Consider the following 15893-nt stretch of genomic DNA (forward strand, 5'->3'; position numbering starts at 1 on the left):
AAAACAGGTAGAAATAAAAAAGGGATAATCATTTGAAATATAAAAATGCTCTGGAGGAATGAATCATGACAAAAGATTTTTACACGGCGATTAAAGAGAGACGATCATATTATGGAATCAATAAAGAAGTCCAAGTATCGGATGAGAAAATTAAAGAAATTGTTGAATTTGCGGTAAAACACACGCCATCGGCTTTTAATTCCCAAACTTCCCGCCTTGTTGTTTTGACAGGCTCGGCCCATGATAAGTTATGGGATATTACGACGCAGGCTTTAAGGAAAGCAGTTGGAGATAGAGATTTTTCTGGTACTCAACAAAAAATGGATTCCTTTAAAGCGGGATATGGTTCAGTATTATTCTTTGAAGATGAATCTGTTGTGAAATCACTTCAAGAACAATTTGCAACTTATGCCGATAACTTCCCAATCTGGTCTCAACAAACATCAGGCATGCATCAATTAGTTGTTTGGACTGCACTTGAAGCAGAAGGATTGGGAGCAACTTTACAGCATTATAATCCTCTAATTGATGATGAAGTGAAAAAAGAATGGGATGTTCCAAGTAACTGGAAATTGATTGCGCAAATGCCATTTGGAAATCCAACAGCTCAACCGGGTGATAAAGAATTCAAACCACTTGAGGATCGTATAAAATTTTATAAATAAAGAGTACTGATAAGAGTAACTTTGTTGAGAGCCATTTCTAATTGGCTCTTTTTTGTTTGTGATCATTTGCCCATATTTTTTCAGTATTACAATAAGATAAAATATTTTCACTATATTTTGTTTATTGCCCTGTGTGGAAAGTGACTATACCTTATGTAAAAGATTTATAAGTAATAATTTTGCTTTTTATTCAATTCTTTAAAAATAAGAGCTATTCCTTGGTCAAGTTTTTGTATATTTGTATTGGACACGTTTAGTTTTAATATTTTTTCCTGGTGAAAGCCATCTATATAATTTTGGCCTATAGTCTCTACCAGTACTTGTTGATTTTGTAAGTTTTTGATGAGGTGAGCACTATTTAAACGATGAGGTAGTACGATATGTGCGTTCATGCATATGGATGCTGGGCGATAAAAGCCTGGAGTAGAGTACTTTTCCAGAGCATCATATAGCAAGTTTGCACGCCCTAAATAGGAGAGCCGTACCTTGTTTCTATGGCGTTCAAACATACCGCTTTTTATGTAGATTTCCAAGGCTGCTTGTGAAATCATGGAACTATCAATATCAGCTGTTCTTTTATATAGTTGGAAGCTGACGGCTAATGGTTTAGGCAATACGGCAACACCTATGCGCAGTCCTGGAAACATTATTTTAGAGAAGCTTTTTAAATAAATGACCATTTGATGAGTATCCCCGGAAAAAATGGGGTCTACCTTCATATTTTCTTCGAAATCTGCTAAATAATCATCTTCTACAATATAGACACCATACTTTACAGCAAGTTTTAGTATCTCTTCTCTGTCCTTTTTAGAGTAAGAAGTCCCTAACGGATTATGGAAACGAGGCATCGTATAAAAGAATTTAATTTCCTGACTGCTAAAAATCCGCTCTAATTCCTCTAAATCAATACCTTCTGCAGTTCGTTGGATTCCTAGCACGGAAATCTTGTACGCTTTCAATTGCTCCACAAATAGATGATAACTAGGCTGTTCAACAAGTATATGGGTACGTTCATTTGGAAAAGGGATGAACGTTAATAAGGAAAGTGCTTGTTGCACGCCAGAAGTAATGAAAATCTGTTCTTCTTTGGCGAAAACCTGATACTGCTCTAATTGTTTTTGTATCACTTTTATTAAAGAGGGTAGTCCTTTTGGGGTGCCATAGATAAACAATTCTTGCTGATAGGTATCGATGGCTTTGTTGATGCAATGTTGAAAGTCATGATACGGAAATTGATGCCAAGCGGGAGCGGAAGTAACAAAGTCGATTTCCGCTGTTGGTTCACTTTTACCATCAAATTCTTTTTGAACGACATAATATCCACTTTTAGGAACTGCGTAGATTAAATGCTTCTTTTCCAATTCTTGCAGAGCTTTCAAAACTGTACTTTTACTACATTGATGTTGTTCGCTTAATTGACGAATCGATGGGAGTTTAAAGCCCGCTTTGAGCTGTCCATTCTGGATGAGAGATTCAAATTCATTACACAAAGCTACGTATTTTAACATGAATACCTCCTAAAAACTGTACCGTTACAGATGCTTCTTATTTGTATTGTATCGTAGTGGATCTTTTAATACGATACTAACAACCGGCCGGGTGTTGAAAAGGAGGATTTACTCAATATGCCAGAACATAAAAAAGCCTATATTGCGGCGATACTATATGCCTTTATTATTGGATTTTCATTTATTTTTACAAAAATATCATTAATGGAAGCGAGTCCGCTAGATACATTGGCACATCGATTTACGATGGCTTTTTTGATCGCGATAATTTTTAAGCTGTATCGGAGGACATCAGTGAAAATGAGCGCAACCGATACTTTGAAAATTCTTCCTTTGGTTTTCCTTTATCCAATTTTATTCTTTACATTTCAAGTGTTTGGGCTCGTATATACTTCATCTTCAGAAGCGGGTATTATCCAAGCGACCATACCAATATTCACGTTATTATCAGCTTCATTATTTTTGAAAGAATACGCAGGTAAAGGTCAAAAAATTTCCCTTTATTTTTCTGTGATGGGGGTTATCTTTATCTTTGTCATGAATGACTTGCAACTTGCGGCACACAGTTTGAAGGGAACGATTCTGATCTTATTATCCTCGATTGCTGCCGCTCTCTATAATGTGGTAGCGAGGAAGGTAACAAAGCAATATTCACTATTTACGTTAACTTATGTGATGACGTTCTTTGGTTTTGTGACTTTTAATAGTATGGCCGTCATCAACCATATAATTAACCAATCAATTAGCAGCTTTTTATTACCCTTCACAAGTAGTGCATTCCTCATTTCAATCGTATATCTTGGGGGATTATCCTCACTGCTTACTGCTTTTTTATCAAACTATGCATTATCTATATTACCAGCATCTAAAATGAGCGTTTTTAGTAATTTAGCGACATTGATTACAATTATAGCAGGGATGATTTTCTTACATGAATCGATTCATTATTATCATGTTATAGGTGCAATGATTATTCTTGTTGGGGTAATCGGCACGAATTATTTTGGTGGAATTCAATCAAAGCATATTAGTAAGACTGTTGCCGATCCATTGCTGAAAAGAGAGGTAAAGTGAATGAATAAATATGTGTTGTTACTGTTGATTAGTGGTATATGGGGATCTCAATTCTTCTTTATTGCATTAGTCATAGAAAATGTTGGGGTTATTACATTGTCAGCCATCAAAGCATGTATCGGCGGTATCTGTTTACTCTTCTTTGGTTTTTTTTTATCAAAAGAAGAGCGAAGAGTACCTAGGAGTTATTATAAATGGTATATAATCATTGCTTTTTTCGAGGTTGTACTACCATTCGTGTTTATTGCACAAGGCCAGAAATCGGTGCCTAGCAGTTTCGCAGCGGTGCTGATTGGAATGGTTCCCGTCTTTACCATCCTCCTTTTACTAGCATTTTTCAAAAGAAAAAGCACAAAGCCGGAGATTACAAGTATCCTATTCGGATTTGCAGGTATTGTCTTCCTTTCCTGGCCAACACAAGGATTCCAAGACCATTCTAACAGTATTCAGGGTAACATCCTATTGATATTGGCTGCCATGAGTTTTGGATTATCATTGATTTTGATGGAGAAATTAAACGAGGGATCTTCCGTTATTCATATGAGAAATGTATTGCTGATTGCCAGTGCATTGCTCATTCCCATGTCCCTTTTGTTTGAGCAATCTTTCAAATTGGATTTAGCACGATCTCAATCTATCTACTTAGCGATTTTAGGCATTTTCCATGCAGGTGTTGTTTATGCATTATTTAATAGGCTGATTCGGCAAGAAGGCGCATTATTTACTTCATATAGTAATTATATAGTGCCTGTCATCGGAATGATTTTAGGCTTTTTCCTTTTACATGAAGCGTTGTCTATTCATCAGTTGATTGGAATGGGTATAATTATGATGTCATTAGTTTTTTTAGACGGAAAAATAATAACCAAGTTGATAAGAAAGTAGTATTTTATTATATGTGCTCTGGTCCGATATCTTTAATTGTACTAATTAACGCAGTAAGTTTAGAATTCGTATATTTAACGAAACCAAAATGAGAAAAGGGGAGCAGGTTTAATATATCTTTGTAAGACCATTTTTTGTTTTTTGATCCGCAAATGATTTACATAGTAGAAGAAGCATCTGCTGAGGTTAATCCAGATGCTTCTTCTACTAAAAGGGGTAACTGATTTATTAGCGCTAACCAGAAATAAATGCTTATATTTTATTTATTCTGCATTAGATAGTGAAGCGTTTTTCTCCATCTTCATTATAATAAATCCACTCCAGGCAAACATTAAGGAAGCAATGTAAAAGATGCTGCCGATCGTTAAAAAGTCGACTAAATATCCGGTTGCAATCACCGCAGATGCAGCACCGATGGATGTCCAAACATGGTAGTTTCCAATTTCCTCACCCGCTGTTTTCTTCGTAACATATCTAGCAAGTACTGTTTTTTCTGTGTTTTTTTGTACTGCCCCAAGTACCCCCATAATGATTTGCAGGAGATAGACATGCCAAATTTCATATGCGAGAGGAAAGGCAAGAAGGATTAGTGCCATCCCCCATGAATAGACCAGGAGAAATGCTTTGTCACCGGCTTTATCAGTGAATTTTCCGATTAAAGGATAGCTAAGTGCTGCAGTCAGTGAGAATATTCCATATGCCCAACCGAATTGCGAATAACTGGTGCCTACATTTTTGATTAGCAAAATATAAAAAGGGAAAATCATGCTGGCAGCCATTCCAACAGTGCCTTGGTAAAAAACGAAACGTTTATAATTCATGGATGATACTCCTCATAGAAAAGATTCATGAAGCGATTATCAGGATCATATTTCTTCTTTAATTGAAAGAATTCCTCAGTACGCGGATACGCTTCAAATAATTGTGTCTTGGTAGGATACCCATAATAGGGCAAATAGTAGCTGCCGTTATGGTCAAGCGTCACATCTATCATGTTTCGGATGACCCTTTCCGTATTTGCCTTACTTTCGTTATCTGTCCCTTGATTGATGAGCATTACAAGAGCGAACATATCATCCTTGGCATAGGACATGAGTGATTCATCATTATGCTCCACATAGCGAATTGTAATATTTAATAAGTTAAAATCTTTTTCATCAGATAAGGTTTTTCTTAAATCATCGATATAATCAGCAAATTGATCAATCGGAACGAAGTATTCTTGCAGCACTTCAGTTTTGGTTGGGTTGCTGTAATCCATAAAGGCTGAGTCCGACCGCATCACATTATTCCTCGAAACCAAGTTACCATCAATATTGGCCGTGTAGGTTTTTTGAGTTTCCCAAAACCTTTCTTTACCCCAGTCATTATAACGTGAGAGACCAAGAAAGAATTTAGGCACGGCAATGATCGTTTCCCGTTTGAGAGTATTGTAGTTAGATAGCTGTGTTTGGTCATTTGCTCTATAATAATCCGTTACATACATTTCATCCAAATACGAGCCAGGAGCCACAGATATTCTTGCAAGATGCATTTTAACATCATCGTTTTGAAGAACTTCTCTTTTAAAGTACGAAGTATATTCATCATAATGGAGTGATTTGGTTTTAATTTTATAAAGTTCGTCATCTGTAAGGTGGAGTGTTACATCGAGTATTACTCCAAACAAACCATACCCGCCAATAACCGAATGGAAGAGCTCCGAATTTTCTTCGCGGCTCACTGTAAGGATTTGTCCTTTTGCGTTAAGCAACCTAAAAGATTCCACGGTTTCTATCAAGGCATGATGACGGATATCGCGGCCATGGACATTAACGCTCAAAGAACCGCCAATGGTAAAAATGTTTTGAGATTGACTGACCTTCAGTGCAAGTCCATATGGGTTGATATATTCCTGGAGAGCAGCCCAGGTTGCTCCGCTTTGGACCGTGATGCGTTTTTCATTTACATCCAAATCAAGTATTTTATCATAATGCTTCATATCGAGCAGGATCCCATTTGGATATAATGTCTGACCTCCTTGGCTATGCTGCATTCCGGCAATGGAAATGGGATCATCGTTTTTTTCGGCATCTAAAACGACCATTTTGATTGCTTCTTCACTATCTTCTGCCTTTATCGCTTTCATTTTAACTGGCATCAGACGGCTGATATCTTCTGCAATAGGGTGGTCAAGCTTGAAATTAAAAGCCTGCAGTGATAATCCAAATAATAGTGCATATAGGATGATAAAGAAAAATTGTTTCATGATATCTGGCTTTCGACTCCTCGTTTAATATGTCTGACACTCAATTGAAATAATGCAAATGTATGAACTTATAGATTAATGGAGTTACCCTGACCAATCAGTGTGATTGAAAATGAATCTTTTGATTTATGTATTAGTTCTTCGTTTTCAGCCCATTAATGATTGTTTTGGTTAGTGGTATGGATAGTGATTCCAAGCTTTGTTCTGAGTTGTTTAATCCCCAATGATAGATGATTCCCATCAGGCTTTGGGTGATAAGCTGTGAAATTTCGTTAACTGATTGGTCAGTGTCAATGTCGTTTTGTTCTTTAGCCTCTTCAACTAATGAACGAATAATTTGGAAGAGTGAGCGATTTGAATTCAAAAAGTAAGTATGTTCTTTTGAATCTAAAGCGGAACTGTAAATCACTTTCATTAAATCTTTGCCCATTTCTTCTTCCAGAAAACGCATCAATTTGCATATGAAAATAAACAATTTCTCTGTAGCGTCCATATCGACTGGGAACGAACGGAAGACTTCGCGATAGTAATCATCGACTTCTATGAATCTTACTAAAAAAATGTCCGATTTCGCTGAAAAGTGTTGGTAAAATGACCCTTTTGATGTGCCGCTTTTTTTCACGATCTCGTCAACGGTAACTTTATCATAACCTTTTTCGCTAAATAGCTTTAAAGATATTTTTAAAATTTTTTCACGAGTCTTTTCTCCCCTAAGCTGTTTCTTTCTGGGTTCAATCATAAAAAACCTCCAAATGATAATTGACAGAATATTCCTGTATAGTTTAATATCAGACTACAGTCTAGTTAAATGATTGGTGGTCTATTTAATCTAACGTAGATCATCAATAATCACAACGCTTTCTTAATTGGATTTCGCAAATTCAGAAAGCGCTTACAAAGTTTTGGAATCAAGTATGGGGGAGGTTAATTCAGTTTAAATAGGAGGTTTTTCAAGTAGAAGAATTAGTTGAAAAGGTTGGTTAGATTTTTCTGAACATTCCTATACAATTGGTTACTGTCATGTTGAAAGGCTTATTCCTCTTTAGCCATGAGTAAATGGATTGTATTTATAATATTGTTGGATTCAGTATATGTAAATGGAGGGGGGATCAGGATAAATTGATGGTCCTAGGAATGAACCAGATTGTCGGGAAGCAGGAAAAGAGATGTGCGGTAAACGGATTATTTTTTGGGAAATAGTAGCATGAAAAGGGAGGAAATAATCATGAATCATTCCAGTGGTGAAATAGGGAAAAGAACGATCAGTAAAACGATGAAACGCATACTTCCATTTATCTTGCTCCTTTATATCATTGCTTACTTGGACAGGGTCAATTTAGGCTATGCTGCTTTACAAATGAATGCAGAATTAGCCTTATCCGCTGAAGTTTTTGGATTGCTTTCCGGCATTTTTTTTATAGGTTATTTCTTCTTTGAAGTTCCAAGCAACATGATCATGCATAAAGTGGGAGCTCGGATATGGATTGCCCGTATAATGATTTCGTGGGGACTCGTGGTAATATTGACAGGTTTTGCCCAAACAACGATGCATTTATATATTCTCCGTTTTTTATTAGGTGTCGCCGAAGCTGGTTTTTTCCCTGGAATAATTTTGTATTTAACTTATTGGTTCAGGGCCCGCGAAAGAGGAAGGGCGACAGCGGTTTTGCTTTTAGCCCTACCGATTGGCGGATTGATTGGTGCGCCTGCATCGACATGGATTCTTGACAATATTTCCTGGTTGGGTATGGCAGGATGGAGATGGATGTTCATCCTTGAAGGAATTCCGGCCATTATTATTGGAATTGTTGTTGTTTTCTATTTAACTAATAGACCGACCAACGCTAAATGGTTATCTAAGGAAGAAAGTGATTGGCTAGAAGGGGAATTGAATGCGGAAAGAAAAGTTAGCTCGAATATAAATAAAGTTACTAAGCTTGATATGCTGAAAGATTCGAAAATCTGGAAGTTGGCCCTTTTTTATTTCGCAGGGTACACATCTATCTATGGATTGTCATTCTGGATGCCAACCATCATAAAATCATTATCGGAAAATGCGACAACCAATCTAGAAATTGGCTGGTTAGCGATGATTCCATCGTTAGTCGGTATACCTGCCATTATGTTTGTAGGCTGGAATTCAGATCGGACCAATGAACATAAATCACACTTGCTCGTTTGCCTCATGATTGCAGTTGTCGGGTTTATCGGGTGCGGCTTTTCAGATAGTGTCTTTATGATGGTGCTTATGTTAACGATTACATCTTTAGGGTTATACGGGTTCAGTGGATGTTTCTTTGCCTATATGACATTTTTCTTCACTGAGTCCACTGCGCCAGTTGGAATAGCCATAGTCAATTCATTTGCAGCTTTAGGGGGTTTTGTAGGACCGATGATTCTCGGAACTGTTGCATTTACTCAAGGGATGTTTATTTTATCCGGATTACTTGTGATGGGAGTCATCACGCTATTATCATTAAAATTGACAAGTGCTTCAGATGAAAACATCGTAAAAGAAGTTGAAGTCAATATTAATCAATTATAAAGGTTCTAAATGTATTGAAGATTAAAAGTGACTAAAAAAGAAACATCACTTGGAAATCATAAGGTTTCCATGATGTTTCTTTTTATATTTTCATATAGGAAGTACATATATATGGGATGAAAATATCGGTTGAACATGTCAAAATTCAATCTAATTCGAAGGTTCTGCCCAATAAGACTTGTTTGTGGTTTTAGGCGGGATTAGAATGGAGATGTGATACAAGTGCTTTCGAAAAGGCAAGGGAGTCCTTTTCTTTTCAAGTACTGACTTCATTTTTATTCATTACAGGAATAACAGCAGAAATGAGGTGATGATGTGGAAATTCATTTGGTGGCGAAAGATGAGATTGAGGCTCAAGGAATTCGTTGGATAGTGGAGTCCCACCTAACGGGAGTCAGACTGATCTTATGGAAAACGATTGAAGAATTTGAAAAGGGCATACGCAATCAGCAACCGGAATTCGTTATTTTGGATATGGATATTTGGACGGATGAAAGTGAGGCGATGGGTGTTTCGTTAAAGCGGAGGGGAATTCGATGGTTAGGCATTTCATCTGAGCGAATCTTTCAAACGGCTTATCGAGCCTTACGCTTTCGTGCTGAAGATGTTTTATTCCGACCTTTTTCTTCGGCAGATCTGGTAAAACATATCCAACAATTGCGTTTTCAATTGAGAAATGGTCCTGGTCTTCTTTCGACAAACACCATGGATGATGGGAATGCTCTGGATATTGGATATCCGGATTTCTTCTTGACAGACCGGAGGCATGAAAGTCGAATAACCATGGTCGCTTTTTTGACACCTGATAACAGGACCCTTCCTTTAGTTTATGATGAACTGCAACGATATTCTTTTACTGGGAAGAATCAAATCTTCGCTTTATCGGATTTTATTTTATGTGTCCAGGAAACGAAGGAAAAAGAGGTATATAAGGAAGAGTACCAAGCGTTCCTTGCTCACTGGAAAGAAAGAATGGATGAGCCACTTGCCATCATAATAAAAGCGGCAACTTCAGATGAGTCTTTAAAAAGGATGTATCAGCAAACACGTGAATTTACGAGACAAATCTTTTTCGATGGATATGATATCATTTTAGCCGAAAGTCAACAGACTTCGCATCAAGAGATGGACCCATTCCTCACTCCTCTTGAACAAAGACTTTGGATAGAAATGCTCGAAAGGCGGGATGCGAAAGCCATCAGGAACTGGATTGAGCGTGAATTCCTTACTTTTGAACGACCATACCCCGACCCGGAAATCGTTCGTATCCGCCTTACAAGCGTACTCGCACAGATTCGTAGGCATATGAAATCATACAACTTGCAAAATGCTTCTCTAGAAGCAATATATTATGATGTATTTCAGCAAATTGTACATAAACCTGTCATCCATCAAATAGTAAAAGAGCTGCATGCGTTCACCACCCATATGCTTCTGCAGGATCATGGACAATTACAGGAAGGGGCACGCACACTTAGCGAAAAAGCAAGGGAGATGATCGAATCCAACTATTGGGACGCCCAGTGGAATCTAGCGAGTTGTGCAGATACTCTGCGTATCAATAAAAGCACACTCAGCCGTCGTTTTGCGGCTGAATCCGGCGAGTCTTTTCGAAATACTCTGCATCAAGTTCGAATTAGGGAAGCTAAACGTTTATTAAAGGAAACGGATTTATCATTGGAGGAAATTTCACAATTAGCCGGCTATTCACATCAAACTTATTTCAATGCCAAATTCAAACTGCTTGAAGGTTGTACACCATCAGCATATCGGTCTGGATTATAAAAAAGGACGATTCAATAAATGAATCGTCCTTTTTTTATTTATTCATAACAATGTAATTATTGAAATTATTCATAAAAAAATAAAGTTAACTGCAAAAACTTAAAATAAATTATAAAATAATCATTAAACTATAATTAATTATTCTGAATTTTTCTTATAGAATGAATATATAACAAAAACAAGGGGGAAATGAAAATGAACACGATTACAAACAAGGTTATCCGTTATACAGGAACAGAATTGCATACTAAAGGATGGCAACAAGAAGCAGTGCTTAGAATGCTTATGAATAATTTGGATCCTGAAGTTGCTGAACGTCCAGAAGATTTGGTGGTATACGGTGGGATTGGGAAAGCTGCTCGTAACTGGGAATGCTTTGATGCAATCGTCAAATCACTAAAAGAGCTTGAAGAAGATGAAACTTTACTTGTCCAATCAGGGAAACCGGTGGCAATTTTTAAAACGCATTCGGATGCACCACGTGTCCTGCTTGCAAATTCAAATATCGTCCCTGCATACGCGAACTGGGAAACATTCCATGAACTTGATAAAAAGGGATTAATGATGTATGGGCAGATGACAGCAGGCAGCTGGATATATATCGGATCTCAAGGGATCGTACAAGGTACATACGAGACCTTTGCCGAGCTTGCAAAACAACATTTCAATAACTCGTTAAAAGGCACCATTACTCTAACTGCAGGTTTAGGCGGAATGGGAGGGGCACAGCCGTTAGCAGTTACGATGAACGGTGGTGTCTGTATCGGGATCGATGTAGATGAGACAAGAATTGACAGGAGGATTGAGACTCGTTATACCGATGTGAAAACGGATTCATTGGATGAAGCCATTCGTTTAGCCAATGAAGCTAAACTTACAGGGAAAGCATTATCGATTGGTTTGATTGGGAATGCATCAGATATTCTTCCGGAAATGATCGCAAGGAACTTCATTCCTGATGTCTTGACGGATCAGACTTCGGCCCATGATCCGCTAAATGGATATACTCCTTCAGGCCTGTCAATGGTGGAGGCTGCAGAATTACGGAATGCAAATCCAGAAGAGTATATTAAACTCTCTAAAGCTTCAATGGCCAAACATGTAAGAGCGATGCTTGAAATGATGGAAAAAGGAGCCGTGACGTTTGATTATGGCAACAATATCCGTCAAGTTGCGAAAGATGAAGGGGTAGAGAATGCTTTTGACTTCCCAGGCTTCGTTCCAGCTTATATCCGTCCACAATTCTGTGAAGGTAAAGGTCCATTCCGCTGGGTGGCTTTATCTGGTGATCCAGAAGACATTTATAAAACAGACCAAGCCATTTTACGCGAATTCGCTGATAATGAACATTTATGTAACTGGATTAGAATGGCTCAAGAAAAAATTCAGTTCCAAGGTCTGCCTTCCCGTATATGCTGGCTTGGTTATGGGGAGCGCGCACGTTTTGGTAAAATCCTCAATGATATGGTTGCAAGCGGTGAATTGAAGGCCCCGATCGTAATTGGGCGTGACCATTTGGATTCTGGATCTGTCGCTTCGCCGAATCGTGAAACGGAAGCCATGAAGGATGGTTCCGATGTAGTGGCTGACTGGCCGATCTTAAATGCAATGGTGAATGCTGTGGGCGGTGCAACCTGGGTTTCCGTACATCATGGCGGCGGCGTAGGAATGGGTTACTCCATGCATGCAGGCGTTGTAATTGTGGCAGACGGCACAAAAGAAGCAGCAGCCAGGATTGAGCGAGTGTTGACAACGGACCCTGGGATGGGTGTAGTGCGTCATGTTGACGCAGGATATGAACTGGCTCAGGAAACAGCACGTGAAAGAGGTATTAATATCCCGATGCTTGATAAAGGAATTGATAAATAATGACAAAACCAATTTGGATAAAACATGCCGCTCAACTTGCAACCCTTACCTCTGATAGGAAAGGTCCTCGTTCCAAAGAGGCAATGTCAGAGCTTGGGTTGATCGAAGATGGAAGTATATGGATGGAATCTGGTTTGATCCAAGCGATCGGTACGACCAAAGAATTGGAAGAACTCTATGCAGATAGAATGCATGAAGCTGAAGTCTTTGATGCAACTGGCCATTTGGTGACACCTGGGCTAGTTGATCCACATACGCATGTTGTATATGGCGGGAGTCGGGAACGTGAATTTGAAATGCGTCTTGAAGGCGCAACATATATGGACATTATGAACGCAGGTGGGGGCATTCATGCTACCACCCGCATGACAAGGGAAGCAAGTGAAGAAGAATTGATGGAGCAAACCATGCGACGACTTGATTCGTTTCTCGCTCATGGCGTGACTACAGTAGAAGGTAAAAGCGGTTATGGAATGAATTTGGAAACCGAATTAAAGCAGTTGCGGGTGATGAAAAAGTTACAGGAAGAGCATCCGATTGATCTAGTTCCTACTTTTATGGGAGCCCATGCGGTTCCAAAGGATTATAAAGGCCGCGAGGATGAATTTGTCGATCATCTGATTAATGATATGCTTCCAATCGTCTCTGAAGAAAAGCTTGCAGAATTCAATGATGTCTTTTGTGAAAAGGGGGTTTTTACCCCTGAACAATCAGAGCGGATTTTAAAGGCGGGGAAAAAGTACGGCTTGATCCCTAAAATTCATGCAGATGAAATTGAGCCATACGGTGGAGCTGAATTAGCTGCGAAGATAGGGGCCATTTCAGCTGAGCATTTGTTAAAAGCTTCCGATGAGGGGATTACTGCTATGGCGAAGTCAGGCACCATTGCCTGCTTGCTTCCAGCCACCGCCTTGTATTTGCGAGAAGAAGCGGCCCCTGGACGACGAATGGTTGATGAAGGTGTGGCTGTTGCCATTTCGACAGATTGCAATCCCGGATCTTCACCGACGACATCCATGCCTCTAGTCATGAATCTGGCATGCATTTCGATGCGCCTTACCCCTGCAGAAGCACTGACGGCGGCGACATACAATGCTGCTTGTGCAATCAACAGGCAAGAAAGGGTCGGATCCCTTGAAGTCGGAAAACAAGCGGATGTCGTTTTATGGAATGTTGAAAACTATCAGGAGTTGCAATATCTATTTGGGGTCAATCACGTTAAGTCTGTATGGAAAAATGGTGTGCAAGTTGTGAATGATAAAGTGAAGACTGATTTCAAAAGCCTGACTGGTCTATAAAATTCACTAAAAGAAGAGAGGCTATACCTATTGAACCATCATTAGGTTGACCGGATCTCTCATGAAACGCCCATTTACTGAACTTCAATCTATGTATCAGGAGCCTCTTTATATCCGCTGGAATTTTGGCGGATGTAAAAAGGCTTTGATACGTAACATGATCTAACAGTATTCCGAGTTGCCAAAGCAAGAGATGTATCTGATATTTCAGTTGCACTGGTATACATGCTTCTACCCATGGTGGAATGCCTGCTAATGGTTTTTTTTATATTTTACTAGAATTTGGCCAGTATCCGATTGTCATGTTTTTCTGTCTTGATCCGAGCTTCTCTATGGGGGCGAAACAGTCAAGACCAGGGTATTCATGGTTGCAATCTATTACAGGCTGCATAATGCAGACTAAATTTAGGGTTTTAAGATTACTGTTTTTAAGTTTAAAATCAGTCAGTATTGCTTCTCTCTAACAAACATCAAGGAGTGATCACATGTTGAGAAATAACTATCGTTATTTTATCATTTTTATGATTATTATTATTACAATCATAAATTATATTGATAGAGGTGCACTTTCATATGCCCAAGCTGAAATAATCAAGGAGTTCAATTTAGATCCAGTAAGTTGGGGAGCGATCCTGGGGTATTTTGGATATGGATATATATTCGGTGCACTATTTGGTGGTGCTTTAGCAGATAAGAAAGGCCCTAAATTCATGTGGATCATTGCCGGAACTACATGGTCTTTTTTTGAAATTGGGACAATATTCGCAGGTCACATAGGTGCAGCATTATTTGGAGGCTCTGCCTTGGCAGGATTTGCGGTGTTTCGTGTTTTATTTGGTTTAGCTGAAGGACCTACCTTATCAACGATGAACCGAACGATGGCAAACTGGGTATCTCCTAAAGAAAAAGGGTTTGCTGTAGCACTTGGATTAGTTGGAACGCCAATTGGAGCATTAATTACTGCACCCATCGTAGTAGGTCTTCTAACATTCACTAACTGGAAAGTAACATTTGTTATTCTCGGTATATTAGGCTTTATTTGGGTAGCAATTTGGAACAAAGTATTTACAAACTTACCTGAAGATCATCCAAGAGTCTCGAAAACCGAACTAGAAGAAATTCGAAGAGCAGATATTTTAATAAAAGGTGAGACGAAATTAGACGAACAAATAAATGTACCATGGTACCATTTTTTTAAAAACCCTACGTTAGTATTTAATGCAATTGGATATTTTGCCTTTTTATATGTAAATATTTTATTACTTACATGGACCCCAAAATATCTGCAAGATGAATTTAATTATTCACTTTCTTCACTTTCATATATTGGGATGATTCCCTGGGTAGGAGCTATTATCACTGGATTATTAGGTGGTAAAATCTCGGATATATTACGCAGGAAAACAGGGAATTTACGAATTGCCAGATCTTGGTTCACAGTAGTCTCATTATTTTGTACAGCTGTATGTTTTATGTTGATTCCGACTGTCGAGAGTGCGGCGGCCGTACTTGCTTTAATGTGTATAGGAAATGCCTTTAATTATTTACCTAATTCCATTTATTGGATCGTGGTTCTAGATACAGAACCGAATAAAGCTGGAACATTTGGCGGGGTAACTCATTTCATTGCCAATCTGGCTACCATTATTGCCCCTACATTGACAGGAAGTCTTGTCGCCATATATGGATATAATGCCATGTTTATTGCAGCATCAATAGCCGTCACGATTGGCATGATAGCCATGGTTTTCGTGAAGCCTGGCAAACAAGGTAACTCATCGGAAACCACCAATAATATGGTTAGCTAAGATAAGGCATAAATGGATGATATTGATTACGGATTATGTATTTCACTTTCAGAAGAAGTTTACAAGAGGAGCATCCGATTGATCTTGTTCCTACTTTTATGAGAGCCCATGGGTTCCAAAGGATAATAAAGGCCGTGAGCATGAATTTGTCGAGTAAAAACCCTCTTTAACGCCATTTGTGAAGAGTGATTCCTAAAACTGGCCTTTA

General features: G+C 38.6%; 12 protein-coding genes. 8 read left to right on the top strand and 4 right to left on the bottom strand.

Translation table 11 applies throughout. The annotated features are described in order from the left end of the window. The first annotated feature begins 65 nt into the window (after nucleotides 1-65). Nucleotides 66-665: a nitroreductase family protein gene (locus AC3ISB_RS11240; protein ID WP_096338655.1), complete on the top strand. Its 600-nt coding sequence runs from the start codon at nucleotides 66-68 to the stop codon at nucleotides 663-665. Between the two features lie 164 nt (nucleotides 666-829). Here AC3ISB_RS11240 and AC3ISB_RS11245 read toward each other — a convergent pair whose 3' ends face one another. Beyond that, the gene (locus tag AC3ISB_RS11245) at nucleotides 830-2173 is read right to left on the bottom strand and encodes an aminotransferase-like domain-containing protein (RefSeq protein WP_480338910.1); all 1344 of its coding nucleotides are present in this window, start codon (nucleotides 2171-2173) and stop codon (nucleotides 830-832) included. Between the two features lie 117 nt (nucleotides 2174-2290). Between AC3ISB_RS11245 and AC3ISB_RS11250 the strand changes: the two genes are divergently transcribed. Both AC3ISB_RS11250 and AC3ISB_RS11255 read left to right on the top strand, forming a co-directional pair. Beyond that, nucleotides 2291-3247, top strand: coding sequence for a DMT family transporter (locus AC3ISB_RS11250; protein WP_489276413.1), 957 nt, complete (start codon nucleotides 2291-2293; stop codon nucleotides 3245-3247). Beyond that, a complete protein-coding gene (locus AC3ISB_RS11255; protein ID WP_098371796.1) occupies nucleotides 3248-4132 on the top strand; it encodes a DMT family transporter in 885 nt (294 codons plus the stop codon). Between the two features lie 263 nt (nucleotides 4133-4395). On the opposite strand, the gene AC3ISB_RS11260 is transcribed toward AC3ISB_RS11255, so the two are convergent. The 3 genes from AC3ISB_RS11260 to AC3ISB_RS11270 all read right to left on the bottom strand — a co-directional run bounded on the left by AC3ISB_RS11260 (nucleotide 4396) and on the right by AC3ISB_RS11270 (nucleotide 7119). Next, nucleotides 4396-4953 (bottom strand): MFS transporter, encoded by a 558-nt coding sequence (locus AC3ISB_RS11260; protein WP_480338912.1) that lies wholly within the window; start codon nucleotides 4951-4953, stop codon nucleotides 4396-4398. Then, entirely contained in the window at nucleotides 4950-6380 is a 1431-nt protein-coding gene (locus tag AC3ISB_RS11265; RefSeq protein WP_480338913.1) for an FAD-binding protein, read from the bottom strand. The genes AC3ISB_RS11260 and AC3ISB_RS11265 overlap by 4 nt, the downstream gene beginning before the upstream one ends. A 133-nt stretch (nucleotides 6381-6513) precedes the next feature. After that, nucleotides 6514-7119 (bottom strand): TetR/AcrR family transcriptional regulator, encoded by a 606-nt coding sequence (locus AC3ISB_RS11270; protein WP_480338914.1) that lies wholly within the window; start codon nucleotides 7117-7119, stop codon nucleotides 6514-6516. A gap of 486 nt (nucleotides 7120-7605) precedes the next feature. Between AC3ISB_RS11270 and AC3ISB_RS11275 the strand changes: the two genes are divergently transcribed. The 5 genes from AC3ISB_RS11275 (at nucleotide 7606) to AC3ISB_RS11295 (ending at nucleotide 15685) form a co-directional block, all read left to right on the top strand. Then, complete coding sequence (locus AC3ISB_RS11275) at nucleotides 7606-8925, top strand: MFS transporter (RefSeq protein WP_480338915.1); 1320 nt, start codon at nucleotides 7606-7608, stop codon at nucleotides 8923-8925. Between the two features lie 315 nt (nucleotides 8926-9240). After that, a complete protein-coding gene (locus AC3ISB_RS11280; protein ID WP_144528032.1) occupies nucleotides 9241-10710 on the top strand; it encodes a helix-turn-helix transcriptional regulator in 1470 nt (489 codons plus the stop codon). Between the two features lie 195 nt (nucleotides 10711-10905). Beyond that, complete coding sequence (gene hutU, locus AC3ISB_RS11285; protein WP_489276416.1) at nucleotides 10906-12579, top strand: urocanate hydratase; 1674 nt, start codon at nucleotides 10906-10908, stop codon at nucleotides 12577-12579. After that, the gene (gene hutI / locus AC3ISB_RS11290; RefSeq protein ID WP_098371803.1) at nucleotides 12579-13877 is read left to right on the top strand and encodes an imidazolonepropionase; all 1299 of its coding nucleotides are present in this window, start codon (nucleotides 12579-12581) and stop codon (nucleotides 13875-13877) included. The genes hutU and hutI overlap by 1 nt, the downstream gene beginning before the upstream one ends. A 485-nt stretch (nucleotides 13878-14362) precedes the next feature. Continuing rightward, a complete protein-coding gene (locus tag AC3ISB_RS11295; RefSeq protein ID WP_489276418.1) occupies nucleotides 14363-15685 on the top strand; it encodes an MFS transporter in 1323 nt (440 codons plus the stop codon). The last annotated feature ends 208 nt before the right edge of the window (nucleotides 15686-15893 follow it).

This window comes from Peribacillus sp. GL_122 (assembly GCF_057835005.1).

Excerpts from the sequence above, each read along its gene's own strand:
- AC3ISB_RS11240 (WP_096338655.1), top strand. The coding sequence starts at position 66 with ATGACAAAAGATTTTTACACGGCGATTAAAGAGAGACGATCATATTAT.
- AC3ISB_RS11245 (WP_480338910.1), bottom strand. The coding sequence starts at position 2,173 with ATGTTAAAATACGTAGCTTTGTGTAATGAATTTGAATCTCTCATCCAG.
- AC3ISB_RS11250 (WP_489276413.1), top strand. The coding sequence starts at position 2,291 with ATGCCAGAACATAAAAAAGCCTATATTGCGGCGATACTATATGCCTTT.
- AC3ISB_RS11255 (WP_098371796.1), top strand. The coding sequence starts at position 3,248 with ATGAATAAATATGTGTTGTTACTGTTGATTAGTGGTATATGGGGATCT.
- AC3ISB_RS11260 (WP_480338912.1), bottom strand. The coding sequence starts at position 4,953 with ATGAATTATAAACGTTTCGTTTTTTACCAAGGCACTGTTGGAATGGCT.
- AC3ISB_RS11265 (WP_480338913.1), bottom strand. The coding sequence starts at position 6,380 with ATGAAACAATTTTTCTTTATCATCCTATATGCACTATTATTTGGATTA.
- AC3ISB_RS11270 (WP_480338914.1), bottom strand. The coding sequence starts at position 7,119 with ATGATTGAACCCAGAAAGAAACAGCTTAGGGGAGAAAAGACTCGTGAA.
- AC3ISB_RS11275 (WP_480338915.1), top strand. The coding sequence starts at position 7,606 with ATGAATCATTCCAGTGGTGAAATAGGGAAAAGAACGATCAGTAAAACG.
- hutU (WP_489276416.1), top strand. The coding sequence starts at position 10,906 with ATGAACACGATTACAAACAAGGTTATCCGTTATACAGGAACAGAATTG.
- hutI (WP_098371803.1), top strand. The coding sequence starts at position 12,579 with ATGACAAAACCAATTTGGATAAAACATGCCGCTCAACTTGCAACCCTT.
- AC3ISB_RS11295 (WP_489276418.1), top strand. The coding sequence starts at position 14,363 with ATGTTGAGAAATAACTATCGTTATTTTATCATTTTTATGATTATTATT.